The organism is Deltaproteobacteria bacterium (assembly GCA_005879535.1).
GTDB lineage: Bacteria > Myxococcota > Myxococcia > Myxococcales > 40CM-4-68-19 > 40CM-4-68-19.
In genome coordinates this window covers 65,839-84,719 of record VBKI01000058.1, presented here as the reverse complement: position 1 = coordinate 84,719, position 18,881 = coordinate 65,839, and the positions used below count along the sequence as shown (strand labels likewise).

General features: G+C 68.4%; 18 protein-coding genes. 9 read left to right on the top strand and 9 right to left on the bottom strand.

Annotated features, from left to right (window positions below):
* Window positions 1-51 precede the first annotated feature (51 nt).
* Entirely contained in the window at window positions 52-3,267 is a 3,216-nt protein-coding gene (locus E6J58_09165; GenBank protein TMB38402.1) for an amidohydrolase, read from the top strand.
* 2 nt (window positions 3,268-3,269) lie between these two features.
* Here the strand turns inward: E6J58_09165 and E6J58_09160 are convergent, their stop codons facing one another.
* Genes E6J58_09160 through E6J58_09150 form a run of 3 tightly spaced genes read right to left on the bottom strand, consistent with a single transcriptional unit; the run spans window position 3,270 to window position 5,844 of the window.
* On the bottom strand, window positions 3,270-4,109 hold the full coding sequence (locus E6J58_09160; GenBank protein TMB38401.1) for a hypothetical protein: 840 nt from the start codon (window positions 4,107-4,109) through the stop codon (window positions 3,270-3,272).
* Window positions 4,106-4,384: a DUF2277 domain-containing protein gene (locus E6J58_09155; GenBank protein ID TMB38400.1), complete on the bottom strand. Its 279-nt coding sequence runs from the start codon at window positions 4,382-4,384 to the stop codon at window positions 4,106-4,108. The genes E6J58_09160 and E6J58_09155 overlap by 4 nt, the downstream gene beginning before the upstream one ends.
* Window positions 4,385-4,413: 29 nt before the next feature.
* Window positions 4,414-5,844 carry an MATE family efflux transporter gene (locus tag E6J58_09150; protein TMB38399.1) on the bottom strand — a complete coding sequence of 477 codons (1,431 nt, stop codon included), beginning with the start codon at window positions 5,842-5,844 and terminating at the stop codon, window positions 4,414-4,416.
* Window positions 5,845-5,911: 67 nt separating this feature from the next.
* Between E6J58_09150 and E6J58_09145 the strand changes: the two genes are divergently transcribed.
* Entirely contained in the window at window positions 5,912-6,124 is a 213-nt protein-coding gene (locus tag E6J58_09145; GenBank protein ID TMB38398.1) for a hypothetical protein, read from the top strand.
* A 60-nt stretch (window positions 6,125-6,184) separates the two neighbouring features.
* Here E6J58_09145 and acs read toward each other — a convergent pair whose 3' ends face one another.
* Window positions 6,185-8,131 (bottom strand): acetate--CoA ligase, encoded by a 1,947-nt coding sequence (acs, locus tag E6J58_09140; protein ID TMB38397.1) that lies wholly within the window; start codon window positions 8,129-8,131, stop codon window positions 6,185-6,187.
* 96 nt (window positions 8,132-8,227) lie between these two features.
* On the opposite strand from acs, the gene E6J58_09135 reads away from it, so the two are divergent.
* From E6J58_09135 to E6J58_09115, 5 genes are all read left to right on the top strand, one after another.
* Window positions 8,228-8,677, top strand: coding sequence for a dUTP diphosphatase (locus E6J58_09135; GenBank protein ID TMB38396.1), 450 nt, complete (start codon window positions 8,228-8,230; stop codon window positions 8,675-8,677).
* On the top strand, window positions 8,674-9,993 hold the full coding sequence (locus E6J58_09130) for a cytochrome P450 (protein TMB38395.1): 1,320 nt from the start codon (window positions 8,674-8,676) through the stop codon (window positions 9,991-9,993). Before E6J58_09135 ends, E6J58_09130 begins: the two co-directional genes overlap by 4 nt.
* Before the next feature lie 268 nt (window positions 9,994-10,261).
* Window positions 10,262-11,092, top strand: a complete 831-nt coding sequence (locus E6J58_09125; protein ID TMB38394.1) for an MBL fold metallo-hydrolase — start codon at window positions 10,262-10,264, stop codon at window positions 11,090-11,092.
* A gap of 19 nt (window positions 11,093-11,111) precedes the next feature.
* Window positions 11,112-12,419 carry an adenylosuccinate lyase gene (locus E6J58_09120; GenBank protein TMB38393.1) on the top strand — a complete coding sequence of 436 codons (1,308 nt, stop codon included), beginning with the start codon at window positions 11,112-11,114 and terminating at the stop codon, window positions 12,417-12,419.
* Window positions 12,420-12,432: 13 nt separating this feature from the next.
* Entirely contained in the window at window positions 12,433-13,008 is a 576-nt protein-coding gene (locus tag E6J58_09115) for a TIGR00730 family Rossman fold protein (GenBank protein TMB38392.1), read from the top strand.
* Between the two features lie 3 nt (window positions 13,009-13,011).
* Here the strand turns inward: E6J58_09115 and E6J58_09110 are convergent, their stop codons facing one another.
* The 4 genes from E6J58_09110 to E6J58_09095 all read right to left on the bottom strand — a co-directional run bounded on the left by E6J58_09110 (window position 13,012) and on the right by E6J58_09095 (window position 16,525).
* Window positions 13,012-14,331, bottom strand: coding sequence for a HAMP domain-containing histidine kinase (locus E6J58_09110; GenBank protein ID TMB38391.1), 1,320 nt, complete (start codon window positions 14,329-14,331; stop codon window positions 13,012-13,014).
* Window positions 14,332-15,012, bottom strand: a complete 681-nt coding sequence (locus E6J58_09105) for a response regulator transcription factor (protein ID TMB38390.1) — start codon at window positions 15,010-15,012, stop codon at window positions 14,332-14,334.
* Window positions 15,012-15,482, bottom strand: a complete 471-nt coding sequence (locus tag E6J58_09100; protein TMB38389.1) for a hypothetical protein — start codon at window positions 15,480-15,482, stop codon at window positions 15,012-15,014. Before E6J58_09100 ends, E6J58_09105 begins: the two co-directional genes overlap by 1 nt.
* A gap of 83 nt (window positions 15,483-15,565) precedes the next feature.
* Entirely contained in the window at window positions 15,566-16,525 is a 960-nt protein-coding gene (locus E6J58_09095) for a phosphoribosylaminoimidazolesuccinocarboxamide synthase (GenBank protein TMB38388.1), read from the bottom strand.
* On the opposite strand from E6J58_09095, the gene E6J58_09090 reads away from it, so the two are divergent.
* Window positions 16,524-17,252: an RNA methyltransferase gene (locus tag E6J58_09090; protein TMB38387.1), complete on the top strand. Its 729-nt coding sequence runs from the start codon at window positions 16,524-16,526 to the stop codon at window positions 17,250-17,252. The two genes, E6J58_09095 and E6J58_09090, sit on opposite strands and share 2 nt — an antisense overlap.
* On the opposite strand, the gene E6J58_09085 is transcribed toward E6J58_09090, so the two are convergent.
* The gene (locus E6J58_09085) at window positions 17,249-17,578 is read right to left on the bottom strand and encodes a hypothetical protein (protein TMB38386.1); all 330 of its coding nucleotides are present in this window, start codon (window positions 17,576-17,578) and stop codon (window positions 17,249-17,251) included. The two genes, E6J58_09090 and E6J58_09085, sit on opposite strands and share 4 nt — an antisense overlap.
* A 127-nt stretch (window positions 17,579-17,705) precedes the next feature.
* Here E6J58_09085 and E6J58_09080 point away from each other — a divergent pair, with 127 nt between their 5' ends.
* Window positions 17,706-18,803 (top strand): hypothetical protein, encoded by a 1,098-nt coding sequence (locus tag E6J58_09080; GenBank protein ID TMB38385.1) that lies wholly within the window; start codon window positions 17,706-17,708, stop codon window positions 18,801-18,803.
* Window positions 18,804-18,881 lie beyond the last annotated feature (78 nt).

Genomic DNA, 18,881 nt, shown 5'->3' with positions numbered 1-18,881 from the left:
TGAGCACCGCGCCCACCGGTACCCGGACGCTCACCTGGGAAAGGGACCGCTATGAACAACTCGCGCAGCCGGCGCTGGTATGCCGTGTCGCTGGGAATTCTCGGTATTGCACTCGTGGTCGTGGGGGTCCACGTCGCACCTGGATGGGCGACCTCGCCGGATCAGATCAAGGTCAACCGGGGCACGAACATCGCGGCGACGGTCTCGCCGGATTTCGCGTCGATCGTCTTCGACCTGCAGGGCGTGCTCTGGTCGTTGCCGATCGCCGGTGGTACGGCCACTCCTCTGACACAGCCGCTGCTCGAGCCGGCGCGGCCGGACTATGCGCGGCGCGGGGGCTTCGTCGCCTTCCAGGCCTACTCCGGCGGCACCTTCCACATCTGGAAGATGGATCCGGACGGCCGCAATGTGCGCCAGCTCACGTCAGGCCACCCCGACGACCGCGATCCGCGCGTCTCGCCCGACGGATCGAGAATCGCGTACTCGTCCGACAACGCGGCCTTCGGCAGCAATTACGTCATCCGCGTGGTGGACGTCGCATCGGGCTCCTCGACCACCGTTGCCTCCGACACGACGTTCGACGCGTTCGAGCCGACGTGGTCGCCGGACGGAACGACCATCGCCTTCGTCAACGGGACTGGCGCCACCGGCACCTCGATCCAGGCGGTGCCCGCGGCCGGCGGCGCACGCACGACGTTGGTGACGGCGCCAGCGCCTCCGCCGGATCCCAGGGCGCAGCGCCTCAACTCTCCCGCTTATTCTCCGGGAGGCGGCAAGCTCGCTTACGTGCAGTTCAGCATCAACGACAACGTCAATCAGAGCCAGCTCTGGGTGAAAGATCTCGCGCCCGGCGGCGCGACGACGCGTGTCGGCACCAGCAACGACGTGTTCCCGTTCTACCCGGTGTGGCTCTCGGAAACGGAGCTTCTCTACACGGCGGACGGAAAGATCGAGATCAGCACCATCGGCGGCGGTACCACCGACGTTCCATTCGAGGCCACCTTCCCGATCATGCGCGATTCCTACACGCGCAAGAAGTTCGACTTCGACTCCGCCGACAAGCGCCAGGTGGTGGGAATCGTCGGCCCGGCGCTGTCTCCCGACGCGAAGCAGGTCGCTTTCGAGGCTCTCAACCAGATCTGGCTGATGGAGATCGGCAAGAAGCCGCGCCCGATCACGGCCGACACCTACTACAAGTGCGATCCCGCCTGGTCGGCCGACGGGACGAAGCTCGCCTACTCGACCGACAAGAGCGGGATCATGAAGGTGTACGTCTATGACGTCCGCACCGGCCGCGGAGACGAGACCCCCGTCACCACGTTCGGTGGCGCCCAGGTCTCCGCCGCCTGGTCGCGGGACGGATCGAAGCTCGCCTTCCAGGATCAGAACGGCGCCACCTTCTATTACGACTTCAATACCAAGGCCGTGCACGCCGTCGGCGCGCCTCCAGCCAACTCGACCACGCTGAACCTGTTCGCGCCGAGCAAGCCGAGCTGGTCGTTCGCCGGCAACACCATCGCCATCGGCGCGCTCAAGCCGTACACGCGCAGGTTCCGCGAAGGGACCAGCCAGATCCTCACCGTCGACGTGGCGACCGGCGCCTTGACCTACAACCCGACGGGCAGCGCGACCGGCGAAGGGCAGTACATGTCGCTGGGCACCCGCGGCGAGGACGGCCCCGTGTATTCGCCCGACGGAACGGCGATGGCGCTGGTCATGGAGAGCAACCTCTGGATCCGCCCGGTGGACCGCGACAGCGGGAAGCCGACCGGGACCGCCACACGGATCAACACCGAGGTGACGGACGCGCCCACCTGGAGCGGCGACTCGCAGCAGCTGCTCTATCTCTCGAACGGCAAGCTGCGCCTGATCGCGCGGAGCGGCGGCAATCCCCGCGACGTGGAGCTCGATCTCACCTGGAAGCCGGACCAGCCCTCCTCGGGACGGACCGTGATCCATGCCGGGCGCCTCTGGGACGGCCGTGGACCCGATGAGCTGACCAACGTGGACCTCATCGTCAAAGGCAATCGCATCGACAGCATCCAGCCTCACCGGGACAGCGTGCACGACACTGCGGGCAACGTCATCGACGCCTCGAAGCAGACCGTCATTCCCGGCCTCTGGGAATCGCACACGCACGAGTACATCGAGGGCAAGTTCTACGGCGACCGCCTGGGCCGGCTGTGGATGACCTACGGCGTCACCACCCTCAACTCCGTCGGTGATCCCGCATACCGTGCGGTCGAGACGCGGGAATCGTTCGCGTCGGGCGACCGCGTGGGGCCGCGCTACTTCGCTACCGGCGAGGCGATCGACGGCGAGCGCGTGTTCTACAACTTCATGCGCCCGACCACGAGCGCCGCGCAGCTGGAGCGGGAGCTGTCGCGCGGCAAGGCGCTGGGCTACGACATGCTGAAGACGTACGTGCGCCTGCAGCATGAGTGGCAGCTTCGCGCGATGCAGGTCGCGCACCAGGACATGGGCGTCTGGGTCGCCTCGCACTACATGCTGCCCGGCCTCGCCTTTGGCATGGACGGACAGACGCACGTCTCCGCCACCACGCGGACGGGCTTCGCATACACGCGCTCGACGGGCGGCATCAGCTACTCCGACATGCGCGATCTCTTCCGGCTCTCCGGGATGTTCGACATCTCCACGACCTTCAGCCCTGTCCTGTATTCGGACGAGCCGACCATGGTGAACGACGTCCGGCTGACGACGTTGAACGTTCCCTGGGACCAGACCCTCCTCGTCGCGAAGAGCAAAGCCGCGACCCTGAATCCGCAGGCCGGCCGCGATGCCCTGCAGAAGGAAGAGGACACGGTCGCGTACATCCAGCAGAACGGCGGCACGATGCTGGCGGGCACCGACTCTCCGCTCGACAACGTCGCCACCGCGCTGCACCTGAACCTGCGCGCACAGGTCCTCCTCGGCCACCTTCCGCCGTGGCGGGCGCTCCAGTCGGCCACCAAGCTGCCGGCGGAGACGTTCAGCGTGTCGAAGGACCTGGGGACCATCGAGCCGGGCAAGCTGGCTGACTTTGTCTTCCTGACCGACGATCCACTCGACGACATCCGGAACGCGACCCACGTGGCGAGCGTGATGAAGAACGGCCGCCTCTACACGGTCAAGGACTTGATGGCTCCGTTCGCCACGCCGGCGGCGACGCAGTCGTCTTTCGGCAGGTTCATCTCGGCGCCGCGGCATCGGTCGGCCGAGCAGTGGTGGCACGACCCGGAGCAGATGATCGAGGACGAGCACAAGTAAGTCTACACGGCGCCGGAGACCGCGGATTGCGCGTATCCGGCGTCGATCATCGCTTTTAGATTTCCGGGGTCGAAGTCGAGCGAGTCGAACGGGAGCGGCTGGGTGGGCTGGAAGAGGCGGATCCGCACCTTCCGGTATTCGCGGCGGAGCTCCGAGAGATCGTTCTTCAGGCCCGCGATGCGCAAGTCGGCGCGGCTCACCTCGCCGTTCATGATGTCGATGGAGCGCAAGAGAAGTTGCGGGATCGCATGCGCGTCCTTCACCTCGAAGGGCGACTTTGCGAACGGGTCCGAGGAGAGAACCACGTCGATGTCGTCGGCGCCCGCGCGGATCGCCTCGCCCAGCGGGGTCACCGTGCGCAGGCCGCCGTCCGTCCACAGATCTCCGCCGATCGAGGCGGGGGTCAGCATCACCGGAAACGCAGACGAGGCGATCACCCACTCCGCCAAATCGGCGGTCTGCTCGTTCGCGACGAACGTTTCACCGGTGCCGAACGACACCGAGACGATGCGGAGGCGGCGACCGGACGCGCGCACTGCCGCCGCATCGAGGCCCGAGCGAATCCACCCGTGGAGCGGTGCGGAGTCATACACCGACGTCTTGAAGAATGACGCGATCTTGCCGAAGGGAAACCACGCCCGGTGCACCTTGTCGGTCGTCACCGTGTCCCAGAGCGCGCGCAGCTTCGCCGCCGCCTCTCGAGGCTTCCCCAGCGGCGTCTGCGCGACATAGGCGGCGTTGATCGCGCCGACGGAAGTCCCGCAGAGGAGATCGTAGTCGACCTGCTCGTCTCCTGCTGCCGCCGCCGGAAAGGACCAGCGCCCGGCGCGGCTTCTCGTCAGGCACCAGCCCGCCGGAAGCGCTTCGCCGAACGGGTCCGGGCCTCCGCGGCGACTTCCTCGCGATTGCGCGGCGGCGAGTTGGTGACGAGCGAATCCACCAGCCGCCGGGCGGCGGCGGTCACTTCCTCGACGGCGCGGTCGAACGCGTCAGCGTTGGCCTTCGAAGGATGATGAAATCCGCTCAGCTTGCGGACGAACTGCACCGACGACGCGTGGATCTCCTCGTCGGTGGCGGGCGGCTTGAAGTTGAAGAGCGTCCGGATGTTTCGGCACATGGGGTCCTCGCGGCTGCGAAGGTAACAGCTTAGACGACGACGCGCTTCCATTTGCCGCGACGGAAGATCGCACCCGCTGCCACTGCGAGCGTCGAGAACGAAACGGCAACTGCGACGAAGGCGCCGCGAGGGCCCATTCCGAGGGCGACGGCGAGCGCCCATGCCAGCGGCAGCTCCCAAAGCCAGAAGACGATCAGGTTGAGCAACGTCGGCGTGGCGGTATCGCCCGCTCCGTTGAACGACTGCGAGAGCACCATTCCGTAGGCATAGAAGGCGAATCCCGCGGCGATGATCCGCAGGCATTGGGTGCCGTACGCCAACACTTGCGGGTCGGAGGTGAAGGCGGAGACGATCGGGCGCGCCGCCACGACGAATCCGAGGCCGATGGCCGAGAGGAATACCAGGTTGTAGAGGCATGCGCGCCAGACGGAGCGCTCGGCGCGGTCGGGGTCTCCCGCTCCGAGTGCCTGGCCGACCATCGTCGCCGCGGCATTGCTCATCCCCCAGGACGGAAGCAATGCGAAGACGATGATCCGGATGCCGATGGTGTATCCCGCGAGCGCCTGCGAGCCGAAGGTGGCGACGATCCGGACCAGGCCGATCCAGCTCGCCATGCCCACGATGGACTGGAACGCTCCCGAGCCGGAGAGCCGCGCGACGGTCCGCATCACCGGCACATCGACGCCCAGATGCCGCCGGCCGACCGCGACGCGGGAGCCCGGTCGCAGCAGCCGGCTGATGGCATAGACGGCTCCGCTTGCCCGCCCGATGGTAGTCGCCACCGCGGCGCCGGTGACGCCCAGCTCGGGGAACGGGCCGAGCCCGAAGATGAAGCAGGGGCCGAGGACGATGTTGATCGCATTCGCAAGCCACAGCACGCGCATCGCGATCGCCGCGTCGCCAGCGCCGCGGAAGACGGCGTTGACGACGAAGAGCACGACGATCGTCGCCTCGCCGCCCAGCATGACGCGCGTGTATCCCGACCCGATCTGCAGCACCGCAGGCGATGCGCCCATCAGCGCGAGCAGGTGTGGGGCCAAGGCTACGCCGAGGCCCCCGAGCAGAACGGCGCCGCCGATGCCGAGGAAGACCGACTGCACAGCGGCGTTCGCGGCTCCTTCGCGGTCTTTCTCGCCGATCCGCCGCGCCACCACGGCCGTGGTCCCGATGCCGAGGCCCATCGCGAGCGCGTAGACGAGCGTGAGCATCGACTCGGTGAGGCCGACGGCCGCGACTGCGTCCGGCCCGAGCCGCCCGACGAAGAAGACGTCGGTGACGGCGAAGACGCTCTCCAGCGCCATCTCCAGCACCATGGGGATGGCGAGGAGGAGGATGGCGCGTCCGATGGGGCCCTTGGTGTAGTCCTGTTCGGAGCCGCGGATCGCCTCGCGGACGTCAGACCAAAGCCCGCCGCGTCGCGGAGCCGCTGGCCCCGCGGCGATCTCGGCAGGTTCGGTCATCCGGGCATTCTAACGCGGGGCCTTCCGGTTTCTTGCCGCCCCGCGGCCGCGATGCGACGCTGCGGAGATGAGCCTGGGGAAAATCCTCGTCCTGCTGCTCGGCCTGGCTGCCGTCGCCTTCGCGGTGCGGACCGCGCTGACCGGGACGGCCGGGCGCGACACCGCGGCGCAGAGCGCTCCGAAGCGCCAGCTGGACAACGTCCGTGAGCGCGCTAAGGACCTGGAGCGCGAGCAGCAGAAGGCGGCGGACGATCTCGCGCGCCGCATCTCGGAGCAGTAGCCGCTGCCGCACCGGAGGTGCGGCTTTGCGGCTCTCGCTTGAGACTGTACAGGTTGCGATCTACCGCGCTTTCTTGTCCTTGACCAGGTTGTCCACCACGGTCGGGTCGGCGAGCGTGGAGATGTCGCCGAGCGAATCGAGCTCGTCGGCCGCGATCTTCCGCAGGATGCGCCGCATGATCTTGCCCGACCGGGTCTTGGGCAGGCCCGGCGCCCAGTGGATCACGTCCGGCTGGGCGAGCGGCCCGATGCACTTGCGCACGTGCTGGACGAGATCCGTCCGCAGCTTCTCGGTGGGCTCGACGCCCTGCTTGAGCGTGACGTAGGCGTAGATCCCCTGCCCCTTGATCTCGTGCGGGAAGCCCACCACCGCGGCCTCGGCGACGTCGTGGTGCGAGACCAGCGCGCTCTCGACCTCCGCCGTGCCCAGCCGGTGTCCGCTGACGTTGATCACGTCGTCGACGCGGCCGGTGATCCAGTAGTAACCGTCTTCGTCGCGGCGGCAGCCGTCGCCGGTGAAGTAGCGGCCCGGGAAGGTGGTGAAGTACGTCTTGCGGAACCGATCCGGATCGCCGAAGACGCCGCGCATGATGCCGGGCCACGGACGCGACAGGCAGAGGTTGCCGGTGCAAGGCCCTTCGAGCACCTTGCCTTGATCGTCCACCACCGTCGGCTCGACGCCGAAGAAGGGAAGCGTCGCCGACCCCGGCTTCTGCGCGATGGCGCCCGGCAACGGCGTGATCAGGATCCCGCCCGTCTCCGTCTGCCACCAGGTGTCGACGATGGGGCAACGCGCGTCGCCGACGACCTTGTAGTACCAGAGCCATACCTCGGGATTGATCGGCTCGCCGACCGTGCCCAGCAGGCGCAGGCTCTTCCGGCTGCGCGCCTTCACCGGCGCCTCCCCCTCGCGCGCGATGGCGCGGATGGCGGTCGGCGCCGTGTAGATAATGGTCACCTTGTACTTGTCGACGACGTCCCAGAACCGGCCCCAGTCCGGATACTGCGGGACGCCTTCGAACATCAGGCTGGTGGCCCCGTTCGCGAGCGGTCCGTAGACGACGTAAGTGTGGCCGGTGACCCAGCCGCAGTCGGCGGTGCACCAGAAGATGTCCTCCTCGCGCAGGTCGAACACCAGCTCGTGCGTCAGTGCTGCGTACACCATGTATCCGCCGGTGGTGTGCATCACTCCCTTCGGCTTCCCGGTGGAACCGCTGGTGTAGAGGATGAACAGCGGGTCCTCGGCGTCCATCTGCTCGGGCTCGCATTCTGCGGGCACGTCGCGCACCACGTCGTGCCACCAGCGGTCGCGGCCGCTCGTGAACGGCACTTCCTTGCCGGTGCGCTTGAGGACGACCACGGTCTTCACGCCGGGGCATTCCTTGAGGGACTCGTCGGTTGTTTGCTTCAGGGGAACGATGCGTCCGCCGCGGTAGCCGCCATCGGCGGTGATGACGATCTCGCTGCCGCAGTCCTGGATGCGGTTCTTCAGCGACTCCGCGGAGAATCCGCCGAAAACCACGCTGTGGATGGCGCCGATCCGGGCGCAGGCGAGCATGGCGATGGGCAGCTCGGGCACCATCGGCAGGTAGATGGTGACGCGATCACCCTTCTTGACGCCCAGCTTTTTCAGCGCGTTGGCGAACTTGCAGGTCTCCTTGTAGACGTCCGAATAGCTGAGTGACCGCGATTCGCTGGGCGAGTCGCCTTCCCAGACCAGGGCCGGCTTGTCGCGGCGCGGGCCTTGGATGTGGCGGTCGAGGCAGTTCACGGACGCGTTGAGCTTGCCGCCAATGAACCACTCGATCTTCGCGGTGTGGAAGTCGAACTTCGACGTCGTCTTCCACTTCCGGAACCAGGTGATCCGCTCCGCCTGCTCGTTCCAGAACCCGTCCGGATCCGAGATCGACCGGTCGTAGAGCGCGCGGTACTTCTCGATGCTGCCGATGCGCGCTTTCTTCGCAAACTGCTCCGGGACCTTGATGAGCCGCTCGCCGTTGTCAGCCATGTCGACGCCTCCTGCTGCTCCCCAGGGGGCGTGTACTTTAGCGGGCTCGATGGAAAGGAGCCAGACCGGACGGCGCCGCGTGATAAATCACGCCCCATGGGCCTGCGAATCGACGTCACGCGGACCACGCCGGCGCGGGGAGAACCCCTTCCGCTCCCCTCGTACGCGACCGACGGATCCGCCGGCCTGGACCTGCGCGCCGATGCCGCCATCACGCTCGCGCCCGGGGAGCGCGCCCTGGTTCCGACCGGCCTTGCGATCGCCATCCCGGAGGGATTCGAAGGCCAAATCCGGCCGCGCTCCGGCCTGGCGCTGCGCGAGGGCATCACCTGCCTGAACAGCCCCGGCACCATCGACAGCGACTACCGCGGCGAGCTCGGCGTGATCCTCGCCAATCTCGGACAGAAGCCCGTCACGATCCAGCGCGGCGATCGCATCGCTCAGCTCGCCGTCGCGCGCGTGGAGCGCGCGGAGCTGGTCGAAGGCAAGACACTGCCGCAGAGCCGCCGCGGCGAAGGCGGATTCGGGCACACGGGCCATCGGTGAACCGCGCGCCGGGGCCCCGCGGCCAATTCCTGCTCGGAAACCTCCCGCGGGCGCGGCGCAATCCCATCGCCTTCTTCATGGACTCCTTCCGCGACTACGGCGAGGTGGTGCGCTTCCGCTTCGGTCCGGTGGTCGGCCACCTCGTCAGCTCGTCCGAAGGCGCCAACCACGTCCTGGTCGAGAACAACAAGAACTACGGCAAGCAGACGCGCGGATACCGCAATCTCCGCTACGTGCTCGGCAACGGTCTGCTCACCAGCGAGGGTGAAACCTGGAAACGGCAACGGCGCATCGCGCAGCCAGCGTTCCACCGCCAGCGCATCGCGGGATTCGCGGCCACGATGGTGCGCGCCGCGGACGACGCCACGGCCAAGCTGGAGTCGCGCCGCGGCGAAAACATGGACGTACACCACGAGATGATGCGCCTGACACTGCGCATCGTCGGCGAGACGCTGCTCGCGTACGATCCGACGGACGCGGCCGACGAGGTGGGTGCTGCGCTCGGCTTCCTGCTCAGGCTCGCCAACGAGCGGACCCGTCGCGTGTTCGACCTGCCCCCCGTCGTTCCGACCCGCGAGAACCGGAGGTTCCGCCGCGCCCTGACGACGCTCGACACGGTGGTGGTGCGGATGATCGCCGAGCGGCGGAAGAGCACCACGGACCGCGCCGATCTGCTCTCGATGCTGATCCGGGCGCGCGATGCCGAAACCGGCGAGTCGATGGACGACCGCCAGCTTCGCGACGAGGCGATGACGATCCTTCTCGCCGGCCACGAGACCACCGCCAACGCGTTGACCTTCACCTGGCTGCTGCTCTCCCGCTATCCGGCCGCCCTTCGCGAGCTCCGGGCCGAGCTGGCGCAGGTGCTCGGTGGGCGGAATCCGACCGCGGATGACCTGCCGAAGCTCGCGCAGACGCGGCGGATCCTGCAGGAGGCGATGCGCCTCTATCCCCCGGCGTGGATCATCGGCAGGTCCGCGAAGGGTCCGGACCAGATCGGCGGGTACGAGATCCCGGCACGATCGATCGTCTTCGTCAGTCCGTACGTGGTGCACCGCCATCCGGAGCTCTGGAGCGATCCGGAGGGGTTCGATCCGCAGCGCTTTGCGCGGGAGCCTCCGCGGGGCGCGTACCTTCCGTTCGGCGCCGGCCCTCGCATGTGCATCGGAAACGGATTCGCCAGCATGGAGGCGGAGCTCGTGCTGGCGACGATGGCGCAGCGGGTCCGCTTCGAGCTCGTGCCCGGAGCGGACGTCGAGCTGGACCCGAGCATCACGCTCCGGCCGCGGAACGGCGTGAGAATGAGGATACGATGATTGCGCTAACTGCAACAGGCGCTAAGCCGCCTTCGGCGGCCGCGCCTGAGCCGCCTGCGGGGCCGCGCCTACTTCGCCCGCATCCCGCGGCGCAGGCTCTTCTTGCGGCGCGCGCGCTTGCGCTTCAGTGCCTGCCTCTTCACCTTGCTGCGGTTCTTGATCGACTTTTTCGTGCGCGGCATCCCGGGGTCTGTAGCACAGCTCGCGCCGGTTGAAAGCGGCAGAAGCGCTTCCGTCGCCCTTGCAAGCAGGCGATCGCTCTTGGTACATGCGTTCAGTGCGCCTGTGCGTCCTCGCCAGCGGCAGCGGAGGCAATTCCCTCTGGGTGGACGCTGCCGGAACGCGCATCCTCATCGACGCTGGCCTTCCGCTGCGCGAGACCGCGCGCAGGTGCAAAGGCGCTGGGCTCGACGTTCGCGACCTGACCGACGTGTTCCTCACCCACGAGCACGCCGACCACTCGCACGCGGCGGGGATCCTCGCGCGCCGGCTCGGCGTCCGGGTCCACGCGACGCGGGGCACCATGCGTTCGCTGCGCGACCCGCCTCCGGAGGAGCTGCGCTTCGCCGTCCGGGCCGGCGTCGCGGTCCGGCTCCCCGGCCTGACGGTCACTCCCGTCGCTCTTCCTCACGATGCATGGGAGCCGGTGGCGTACGTCGTCGACGACGGCGCGACGCGCGCAGCCATCGCCACCGATCTCGGCTCGGTCACTGCCCGCATCGTTCGAGCGCTTCGCGACCTCGACGCGTTGGTCCTGGAGATGAACCACGATGTGCAGATGCTCCTCGAGGGTCCGTATCCGTGGTCGCTGAAGCAGCGCATCCGCGGCGACCGCGGTCACCTCTCCAACGAGCAGGGCGCGCATCTGCTCGAGAACATCCTCCATGGCGGCCTCCGCCATCTGGTGCTGGCGCACCTGTCCGAGCACAACAACAGCGAAAAGCACGCGCGCAAGGCCGCCGAGCGGGTCCTCGCGAACTACGGCAGCCATGCCAGGCTCTGCATCGGCTCGCAGGCCCGTGCGCTCGATCCCGTGCTGCTCGAGCCCTCGTGCGCGGTCCCGCTGCGCAAGGCCCGCCAACTGGCGCTGTTCGGGTGAGTGCTGTAGAGAGCGCCCGATGATCCCGCGCTACAGCCGGCCGGAGATGGTCGCGCTCTGGACGCCCGAACGTCGCTACCAGACCTGGCTGCAGGTGGAGCTCGCCGCCGGCCGCGCGATGGCGGACGCCGGCGTGGTCCCACGCGAAGCCATCGAGGAATGCGCCCGCAAAGGCGGCGCCTTCACCGCCGCCGACGCCGCCCGCATCGACGAGATCGAGAAGACCACTCGCCATGACGTGATCGCATTCCTCACCTTCATGGAGGAGCGCATCGGTCCCGCGGCGCGGCACCTGCACTTCGGAATGACCTCTTCGGACGTGCTGGACACGTCGCTCGCGCTGTTGCTCCGGGATGCGGCGGATCTCCTCGTCGCCGGCGTCGAGAAAGCGCGCGAGGCGGTGGTAAAGCGCGCCATCGAGCACAAGCGCACGCCCTGCATCGGCCGGTCGCACGGGATTCACGCCGAACCCACGACCTTCGGTTGGAAGCTGATCGTCTGGGCCGACGAGCTGGCTCGCGCCAAGGCCCGGCTGCACCGCGCGCGGGAGATCATCGCCGTCGGCAAGCTGTCCGGAGCGGTGGGGACCTTCGCGCACCTCTCCCCGGCCATCGAGGAGAAGGCCATGGCGGCGCTCGGGCTGCGCGCTGCGCCGGCATCCACGCAGATCGTCCAGCGCGACCGGCACGCCGAGTACTTCACCGCTCTCGCCCTCGCAGGGGCCTCGATCGAGAAGTTCGCGGTGGAGATCCGCCACCTGCAGCGGACCGAGGTCCGGGAAGCCGAGGAAGTGTTCGGCAAGGGCCAGAAGGGCTCTTCGGCGATGCCGCACAAGCGCAACCCGATCCTCTCGGAGAACCTGACCGGCCTGGCCCGCGTGCTTCGCGGCTACGCCCTCTCCGCCCTGGAAGACGTTCCCCTCTGGCACGAGCGCGACATCAGCCACTCCAGCGTCGAGCGCGTGATCGGTCCGGACGCGACGGTCACGCTCGATTTCATGCTCCACCGGTTCGCCGGGCTGATCGAGGGATTGCGCGTCTTTCCCGAGCGGATGCGCGAAAACCTCGAGCTCACCCGGGGGTTGGTGTTCTCGCAGCCGGTCCTCCTCAAGCTGATCGCCAAGGGCATGGAGCGGCAGGCGGCGTACGTGGTCGTGCAGCGCAACGCGATGAAGGTCTGGGACGAGAACCGCGATTTCCGCTCGCTGCTCGCCGAGGACCCCGAGGTGAAGAAGCTCCTCAAGCCGAAGGAGCTGGCGGAGTGCTTCGATCTCGACCGCGGGCTGCGCCACGTCGACGCGGTGTTCGAGCGCGTGCTCGGGAAGTGATAGTTTCCATCCCATGGAGCGCATCTGCGTCTTCGCCGGGTCGAACGACGGCGCTCGCGAGTCGTACCTGATCGCTGCGCGCGAGCTGGGCGCGGAAATCGCGCGCCGCGGGCACGCGATGGTCTACGGGGGAGCCGCCTGCGGTCTGATGGGCGCGTGCGCCGACGCCGCCCTCGCCGGCGGAGCCGAAGTGGTGGGCGTCCTGCCGCGGGCGCTGACCAGCCGGGAGGTCGCGCATACCGGGCTCACCGAGATGCGCATCGTGGGATCGCTCCACGAGCGCAAGGCGGTGATGTCCGCTCTTTCCGACGCCGTCGTCGCCCTCCCCGGTGGTTGCGGCACCATGGACGAGCTGTTCGAGGCCATCACCTGGGGGCAGCTCGGCCTGCACGAGAAGCCCATCGGTCTCCTCGACGTCGACGGCTACTTCGCGCCGCTCGTCGCCTTCATCGAGCACATGAACTCGGAAGGCTTCGTGCGGCCTCCGTTGCGCCTCGTCCGCGCCCGGACGGCGCGGGAGCTACTCCATCAGCTGCTGGCCGCGCCGCCGGCCACGGTCAGCCCGCCGGGGCCGCATCCGCGGCCATAGCTTTCAGACCGTACCTGTCGTGAGAGGGAGTCGCAGCTCGAGCCGCGCGCCTCCGCCCTCCGCGTTCTGCGCCCGCGCCGCTCCACCGTGTGCTTCCGCCACCCGCCGCGCGAGCGCGAGTCCGAGGCCGAAGCCGGCGGCAAGGCCCGGTGCGCCTTCGCCGCGGAAGAAGGGCTCGAACACGCGCGGCAAGTCGTTCGCAGGAATGCCCGGGCCGTGATCGCGCACGCTGATGATGGCCTCCTGCCCTTCGCGCCTCGCCGTCACGTCCACCGGGCTGCCGTTGGCATACTTCCGCGCGTTGTCGAGCAGGTTGTCGAGCGCCCGCGAGAGCAGCGCTTCGTCCGCTTCGACCACCAGCGCGGGTTCGACGCGCACGTCGATGGGCAGGTTCGGATCCAGCGCCGCCGCGCGCACCCGCGCCTTCTCGACCAGCGTGGCGACGTCGGTGCGCACCTTCCGCAGCGGCAAGGCCGCCAGATCGAGCCGCGACGCCGTCAGGATGTCGGCGACCAACTGGTCGAGCTCGTCCACCTCCTCGCCGATCGCCGATAGCCGCCTGCGGACACCCTCCCCCGGCGCATCGATGAGCTCGAGCGCCACCTTGATCCGCGCCAGCGGCGTGCGCAGCTCGTGTGAGACGTTCGCGAGCAGCTCCTTCTCCGCTCTCCGCGCCGCCTGGATCCGGTCGGCCATCTCGTCGAAGCTGCGCGCCAGGCGGCCCACCTCGTCCTGGAGATCGCCGAGCCCGCTCCTGCGGGAGAGATCGCCGCGGCCATAGGCCTCGACGACGGAGGTGAGCTTTTCCAGCGGCCGCGTGATCGATTTCGAGAGCGGATAGACCAGGGCGAGGGAAACGGCGAGGGCGCCGAGCAAAAGGAGCGCGGCGCGGATCGCCGCCCTCCGCACGGCCCCCTCCGGCAGCGGCAGGCGCACCATCAGCACTGCTCCTCCGCGTGCGGGGGCGGCGACGATGCCGCGCCCCGTCGAGATTGCGCCCTGCCGCGCCCGTTCCAGCACATCGGCGTCGGGCAGCGCGATCGGGTTGCCCGCGGTGGAGATCACCTCGCCGCCCGGACCGAGGACGGTCGCATCCATTCCGAGCTCTTCGTTGATGAGCGCGACTGCCCGCTGCAGGCCGACCGGATCGGCGGGCGGCGGAAGCATCCGTCCGAGATGAGCGGCGAACCTCGGGCCGCCGCGATGCAGCGCCAGAAAGGGCCGCCCGGTCAGAAACCCGATGGCGGCGAACACCAGGCCCACCGCGAGCAGGACGCCCAGAAACGCGAGATAGAGGCGCAGGTACAGGCGCCGCGGGTGCACTCAGGACTCCCGGGCCAGCAGATACCCCGCCCCGCGCACCGTCTTCACGTATCGCGGATGGCGCGGATCCGTCTCGATCTTCTGCCGCAGCCGCGAGACGTGCACATCGATGCTCCGATCGAAGGCGTCGTCGGCGTGATCGCCCTTCATCTCCTCCAGCAGTTGATCGCGGGTGAGCACGCGGCCGGAGTTGCGCGCCAGCGCGCAGAGCAGCTCGTATTCGTGCGCGGTGAGCAACTGTCGCTTGCCGTCGACGCTCACTTCGCGGGCGGAGAAATCGATCACCAGCCCGCCCGAGTGGAACCGCGGCGCATCGCCGGGCTCGGCCCGCCGCAGCACTGCCCGGATGCGCGCCAGCAGCTCCCGCGGGTTGAACGGCTTCGCCAGGTAGTCGTCCGCTCCCAGCTCCAGCCCCACGATCTTGTCCGCATCGTCTCCGCGCGCCGTCACCATGATGATAGGCGTGTTCGAGCGCTCGCGGACCTTCCGCGCCAGCGTGAGCCCATCCATCCCTGGCAGCATCAGGTCGAGCAGCAGGATGTCGAAGCGGCTCGCGCCCAGGTGCTGGAGCGCCTGCCCCGAGTCGCCGGCAATGATCGCCTCGACGCCGTGCTGGCCGAGAAATTCGACCAGCAGGGCGGCGAGCTTGCGATCGTCTTCGATGAGAAGCGCCTTGACCATCACTGTCCGGGGCCGCCGAACCCTCCCTGATTCTGCTGGTGCTTCTGGTGCATCTGCTGCGCCTTCGTCGCCAGCTTGCTCAGCTGATCCGTCGTCAGGACGTCGTGGACCTTCTTGATCTCCGGGATGATCACGTCCGCCAGCTTCTGCATCTGCGCCACGTGGTCGTTGGCCAGCGCGTGGAGCTCGGGTTCGCTCAGCGTGGGGCTCGTCAGGATTGCAACGATGTTCTGATGCGAGCCGCGCCGCGCCTGCGCGTTGGACTGCAACGCGCCGAGGATGACGTCGCGCGACTGCTCGATCACCGTCCGCTGCTGCGGAGTCGCCTGGATGAAGTCCTCCGCTTCGGCGATCCGCTGCGTGATCATCTGCTTCATCATGAACCGGCCGCCTCGGCCGTGCGCCCACGCGGCTCCCGCCGCGATCAAGAGCGCCAATGCTCCCACTCCAATGAGAATCTTTTTCACCATCGTATTCCTCCTTGGAGATGGAGTACGAAGCGCCCTTTGCGGGGCCGTTGCGGCAGTGTTTCGCTCTGTTGCAGAACCCCTTCTTACAGATACTTGCCGGCGCGCAAGGCCTTCTCGATGCGCGCGCGGGTATCGCCGACCACCAGTTTCGGCGGCTCTCCGGTGAGCGTCTTCGCCAGGTCTACGTACCTGCCGGCGAGCTGCACCCGCACCTCGTCGGGAATCTGCGGCAGCGGGCCCTCGCCCTGGTAGTTGCGCTCGCGGATCAGCCACTGCCGGAAGAACTCCTTGTCGAGCATCTTCTGGTCCTCGCCGCGGCGAAAGCGCTCCTCGCTGCCGTCGGCGATCCAGTAGCGGCTCGAGTCCGCGGTGTGGATCTCGTCGATGACCCACAGCTTGCCCTGGGCATCGACGCCGAACTCGTACTTGGTGTCCACCAGGATCAGACCGCGCTGTTTCGCCCACGCCTGGCCCGCCGCGAACAGATCCAGAGCGATGCGGGCCATCTGGTCCCACTGCTTCTGCGAAATCGTTCCACGGCCGACCAGCTCTTTCGGCGAGATCGGCTCGTCGTGTTTGCCCACCTCCTCCTTGGTGCTGGGCGTCAGGATGGCCCGCTCGAACTTCTGGTCCTTGCGCATCTCGCGCGGCAGCTCGATGCCGTATGCCTTCGCGCCCTTTCCCGCCTGGTAGTCGCGCCAGAGCGACCCGGTGAGGTAGCCGCGCACGACCATCTCCGCCGCCAGCGGCTTCAGCCGCCGCACTACGAGCACGCTGGGATCCGGCACGTCGAGGAGGTGGTTGGGCGCGATGTCCTTCGTCTTCTCGAACCAGAACGCGGTCAGGCGGTTGAGGATCTCGCCCTTGAACGGGATGGTGGTGAGGACCCGGTCGAAAGCGCTGAGCCGGTCGGTAGTGATCATCACGATCCGATCGCCCTTCGAATAGTTGTCGCGCACCTTGCCCCGGTAGAGCTCGCCCAGCAGCGGGAAATCGGCCTCGCGCAGCGTGTAAGGAAGCTGGGCGCTCAGGGTCTCGTCCATTGCGGGTCCTCCGGAACGGCGCAAGATAGCGCATGTGCACTTGCGATTCGTCCTCAACCGGCCGCGCAGCTCGCAGAACATCGGCGCCGCGGCGCGGGCGCTGGCCAATACCGGCGCCGGAGCGCTTTGGGTCGTCGAACCGCTCGGCTTCGACCGCGGGCAAGCGGCGAAGCTCGCAGCGGGAGCGGACGCGGTCCTCGAGCGGATGCGGGTCGTCCGTACGCTCGACGAGGCGCTGGCCGACTGCCTGGACGTCGTGATGACGACGGGCCGCACCGTGCCGGGCGCTCTGGCTCCGGATCAGACTGCGGCCCGGCTGCTGTCGTGTCCGGGGACCTGCGCGCTGGTATTCGGCGACGAGGTGCGCGGCCTGACGAATCGCGACCTGCAGCGAGCTGCCGCCGTCGCAACCATCCCCACGGCACAGAAGTCGTCGCTGAATCTGGCGCAGGCGGTGCTGGTGTTCGGTTGGGAGATTCTGAGAGCGCGCGGCACTGCCTCGCCGCCGATTCCACCGGAGGAGCCGCTGGCTCCAGAGCGCCTTCTCTCCCTCCTGCGCGAGAGGGCGCGCGCGCTTTTGCTGGCGTCGGACTTTCTCAACCCGCAGCAGCCCGATCTCGTGCTCGACGAGCTGCTCTCCCTGGCGCGGCGCGCGCGACCGACGCAGCGCGAGGTGGAGCTGCTGCTCGCGGCGGTCGCGCAGCTGCAGCGGACGCGGCGGGACTAGGCCGGCGCCGCGGGCGGAGCCGGCGGTGCCACAGGCGCAGCGGCGGCGGCGGCCTCGCCGGTCTTGTTCTTCTGGTGCTCCGCGCAGAGCCCATGGGCGACCACTTTCTTGTGGCAACCCTCCTTGCTGCACGTCTTGTAGCGCGCCTTTGGAAGCTCGCCGTTCTTCCACTTGTCGTAGTGGAAGAAACAGTAGCCCTTCGCCTGGTACGCGCGCTTGCATCCCTCGATGCCGCACTTCAGGCCTTCCTTGCCCTTCGCCTGCGGGGCCTTGGCCTTCGCCTCCGGGGCCTTGCTCTTGCGGCGGTCGGTCTTCGTCTCTGCCATCTGGCGAATGCTCCTGAACGAAAGGGTGCGGGGTTCTACCCGGTCTGCCGCGCGTTGACAATGGCACGGACGCTGCACACCCCGCCGGGAGGCGCAGAAAGCGCCTGCCCGATTGGTGGAGGCGGCAATGGAAACGGCGGGTCCGGTCGGGTTGGTGGTCGTCGGCCTCGGCGGAGTGGGAACGTCTCTTCTCACCGGAATCCTCGCCGCGCGTGCCCACCTGGTACATCCGTTCGGCAGCCTCGTGGAGGCAGGCGGCACCGGACGGTCTCCTGGCAGCGGCCTCGTGCCGCTGCGCGACCGGGCACCCTTCGCCGAGCTTGGCGACCTGGTGCTCGGCGCGTTCGAGATCCGCGAGGACGATGCGTACCGCGCCGCGTTGCGCGCGGGGCTCGTCAACCGTTCGCTGGTCGACGAGCTGCGCCCGGAGCTGCGGAAGATCCAGGGCATGCTCGGCGGCCGCGAAACGCCCACGCGGCGTCATCTCGCCGATGCCCTCGCGGAAGATCTGCGCGGCTTCCTCGCGCATCATCGCTGCTCGCGCGGCGTCGTCATCTGCACCGTTCCCGGCTTGGGCGTTCCGCCGGCGAAGCCTGCCTTCACCGCCGCCGAGGTGCGCCTCGCGCTGGAGGAGAGCGCTGATTCGGTGACACCGGGGGTCGTCTATGCCGCAGCCGCCGCGGAGGCAGGCTGCTCCTTCGTCGCGGCAGGTCGTGACGCCGCGCTCTGCGCGCCGGGGATCTCCGCCCTCTTCGAGGAGCGGTCGCTGCCCCTCGCCGGTGCCGGAATCGTCGGTCCGGAAGACGTGCTCCGCGAAACCCTCGCCGAGGTGCTCGCGCTGGAAGGCATCCAGCTCACCGGCAGCGCCTCGTTGTCCACCCGCGCGGAGGAGCGCGGCGCGCGGCTCTGGGGCGGACCCGATCGCACTTCGGAAATGGGCCTCGGATGCGCCTGGGCAGGAGGCGCCTTCGAGCTTTCGCTGGAGCTGCGAGGACAGCTCGCGCTGTATCTGGCCGCGCGGGCGTTGGACGCGGCGCTGCTCGTCGATCTCGCGGCGCGGGCGCGCAGGGCAGGCGCGCAGGAATGGATGGGAGCGCTGTTCGTAGCGCCCTTGGGAACGGCCTCGCCGCACGAGGCGCCGCCTCTCTCGCTGTCGAAGCGCCGCGAGCGCCTTCTCGCCGAGCTTCCAGCGCTGGCGCGCAGCGCCGGCCGTGAGGCAGCATAGCGAGCTTGCTCTGGATTTTCCCTGCCGGAAGAACGCGAATTCCCATCCGGGACCGCTTTTTTCTGCCCCTGTCCGCGA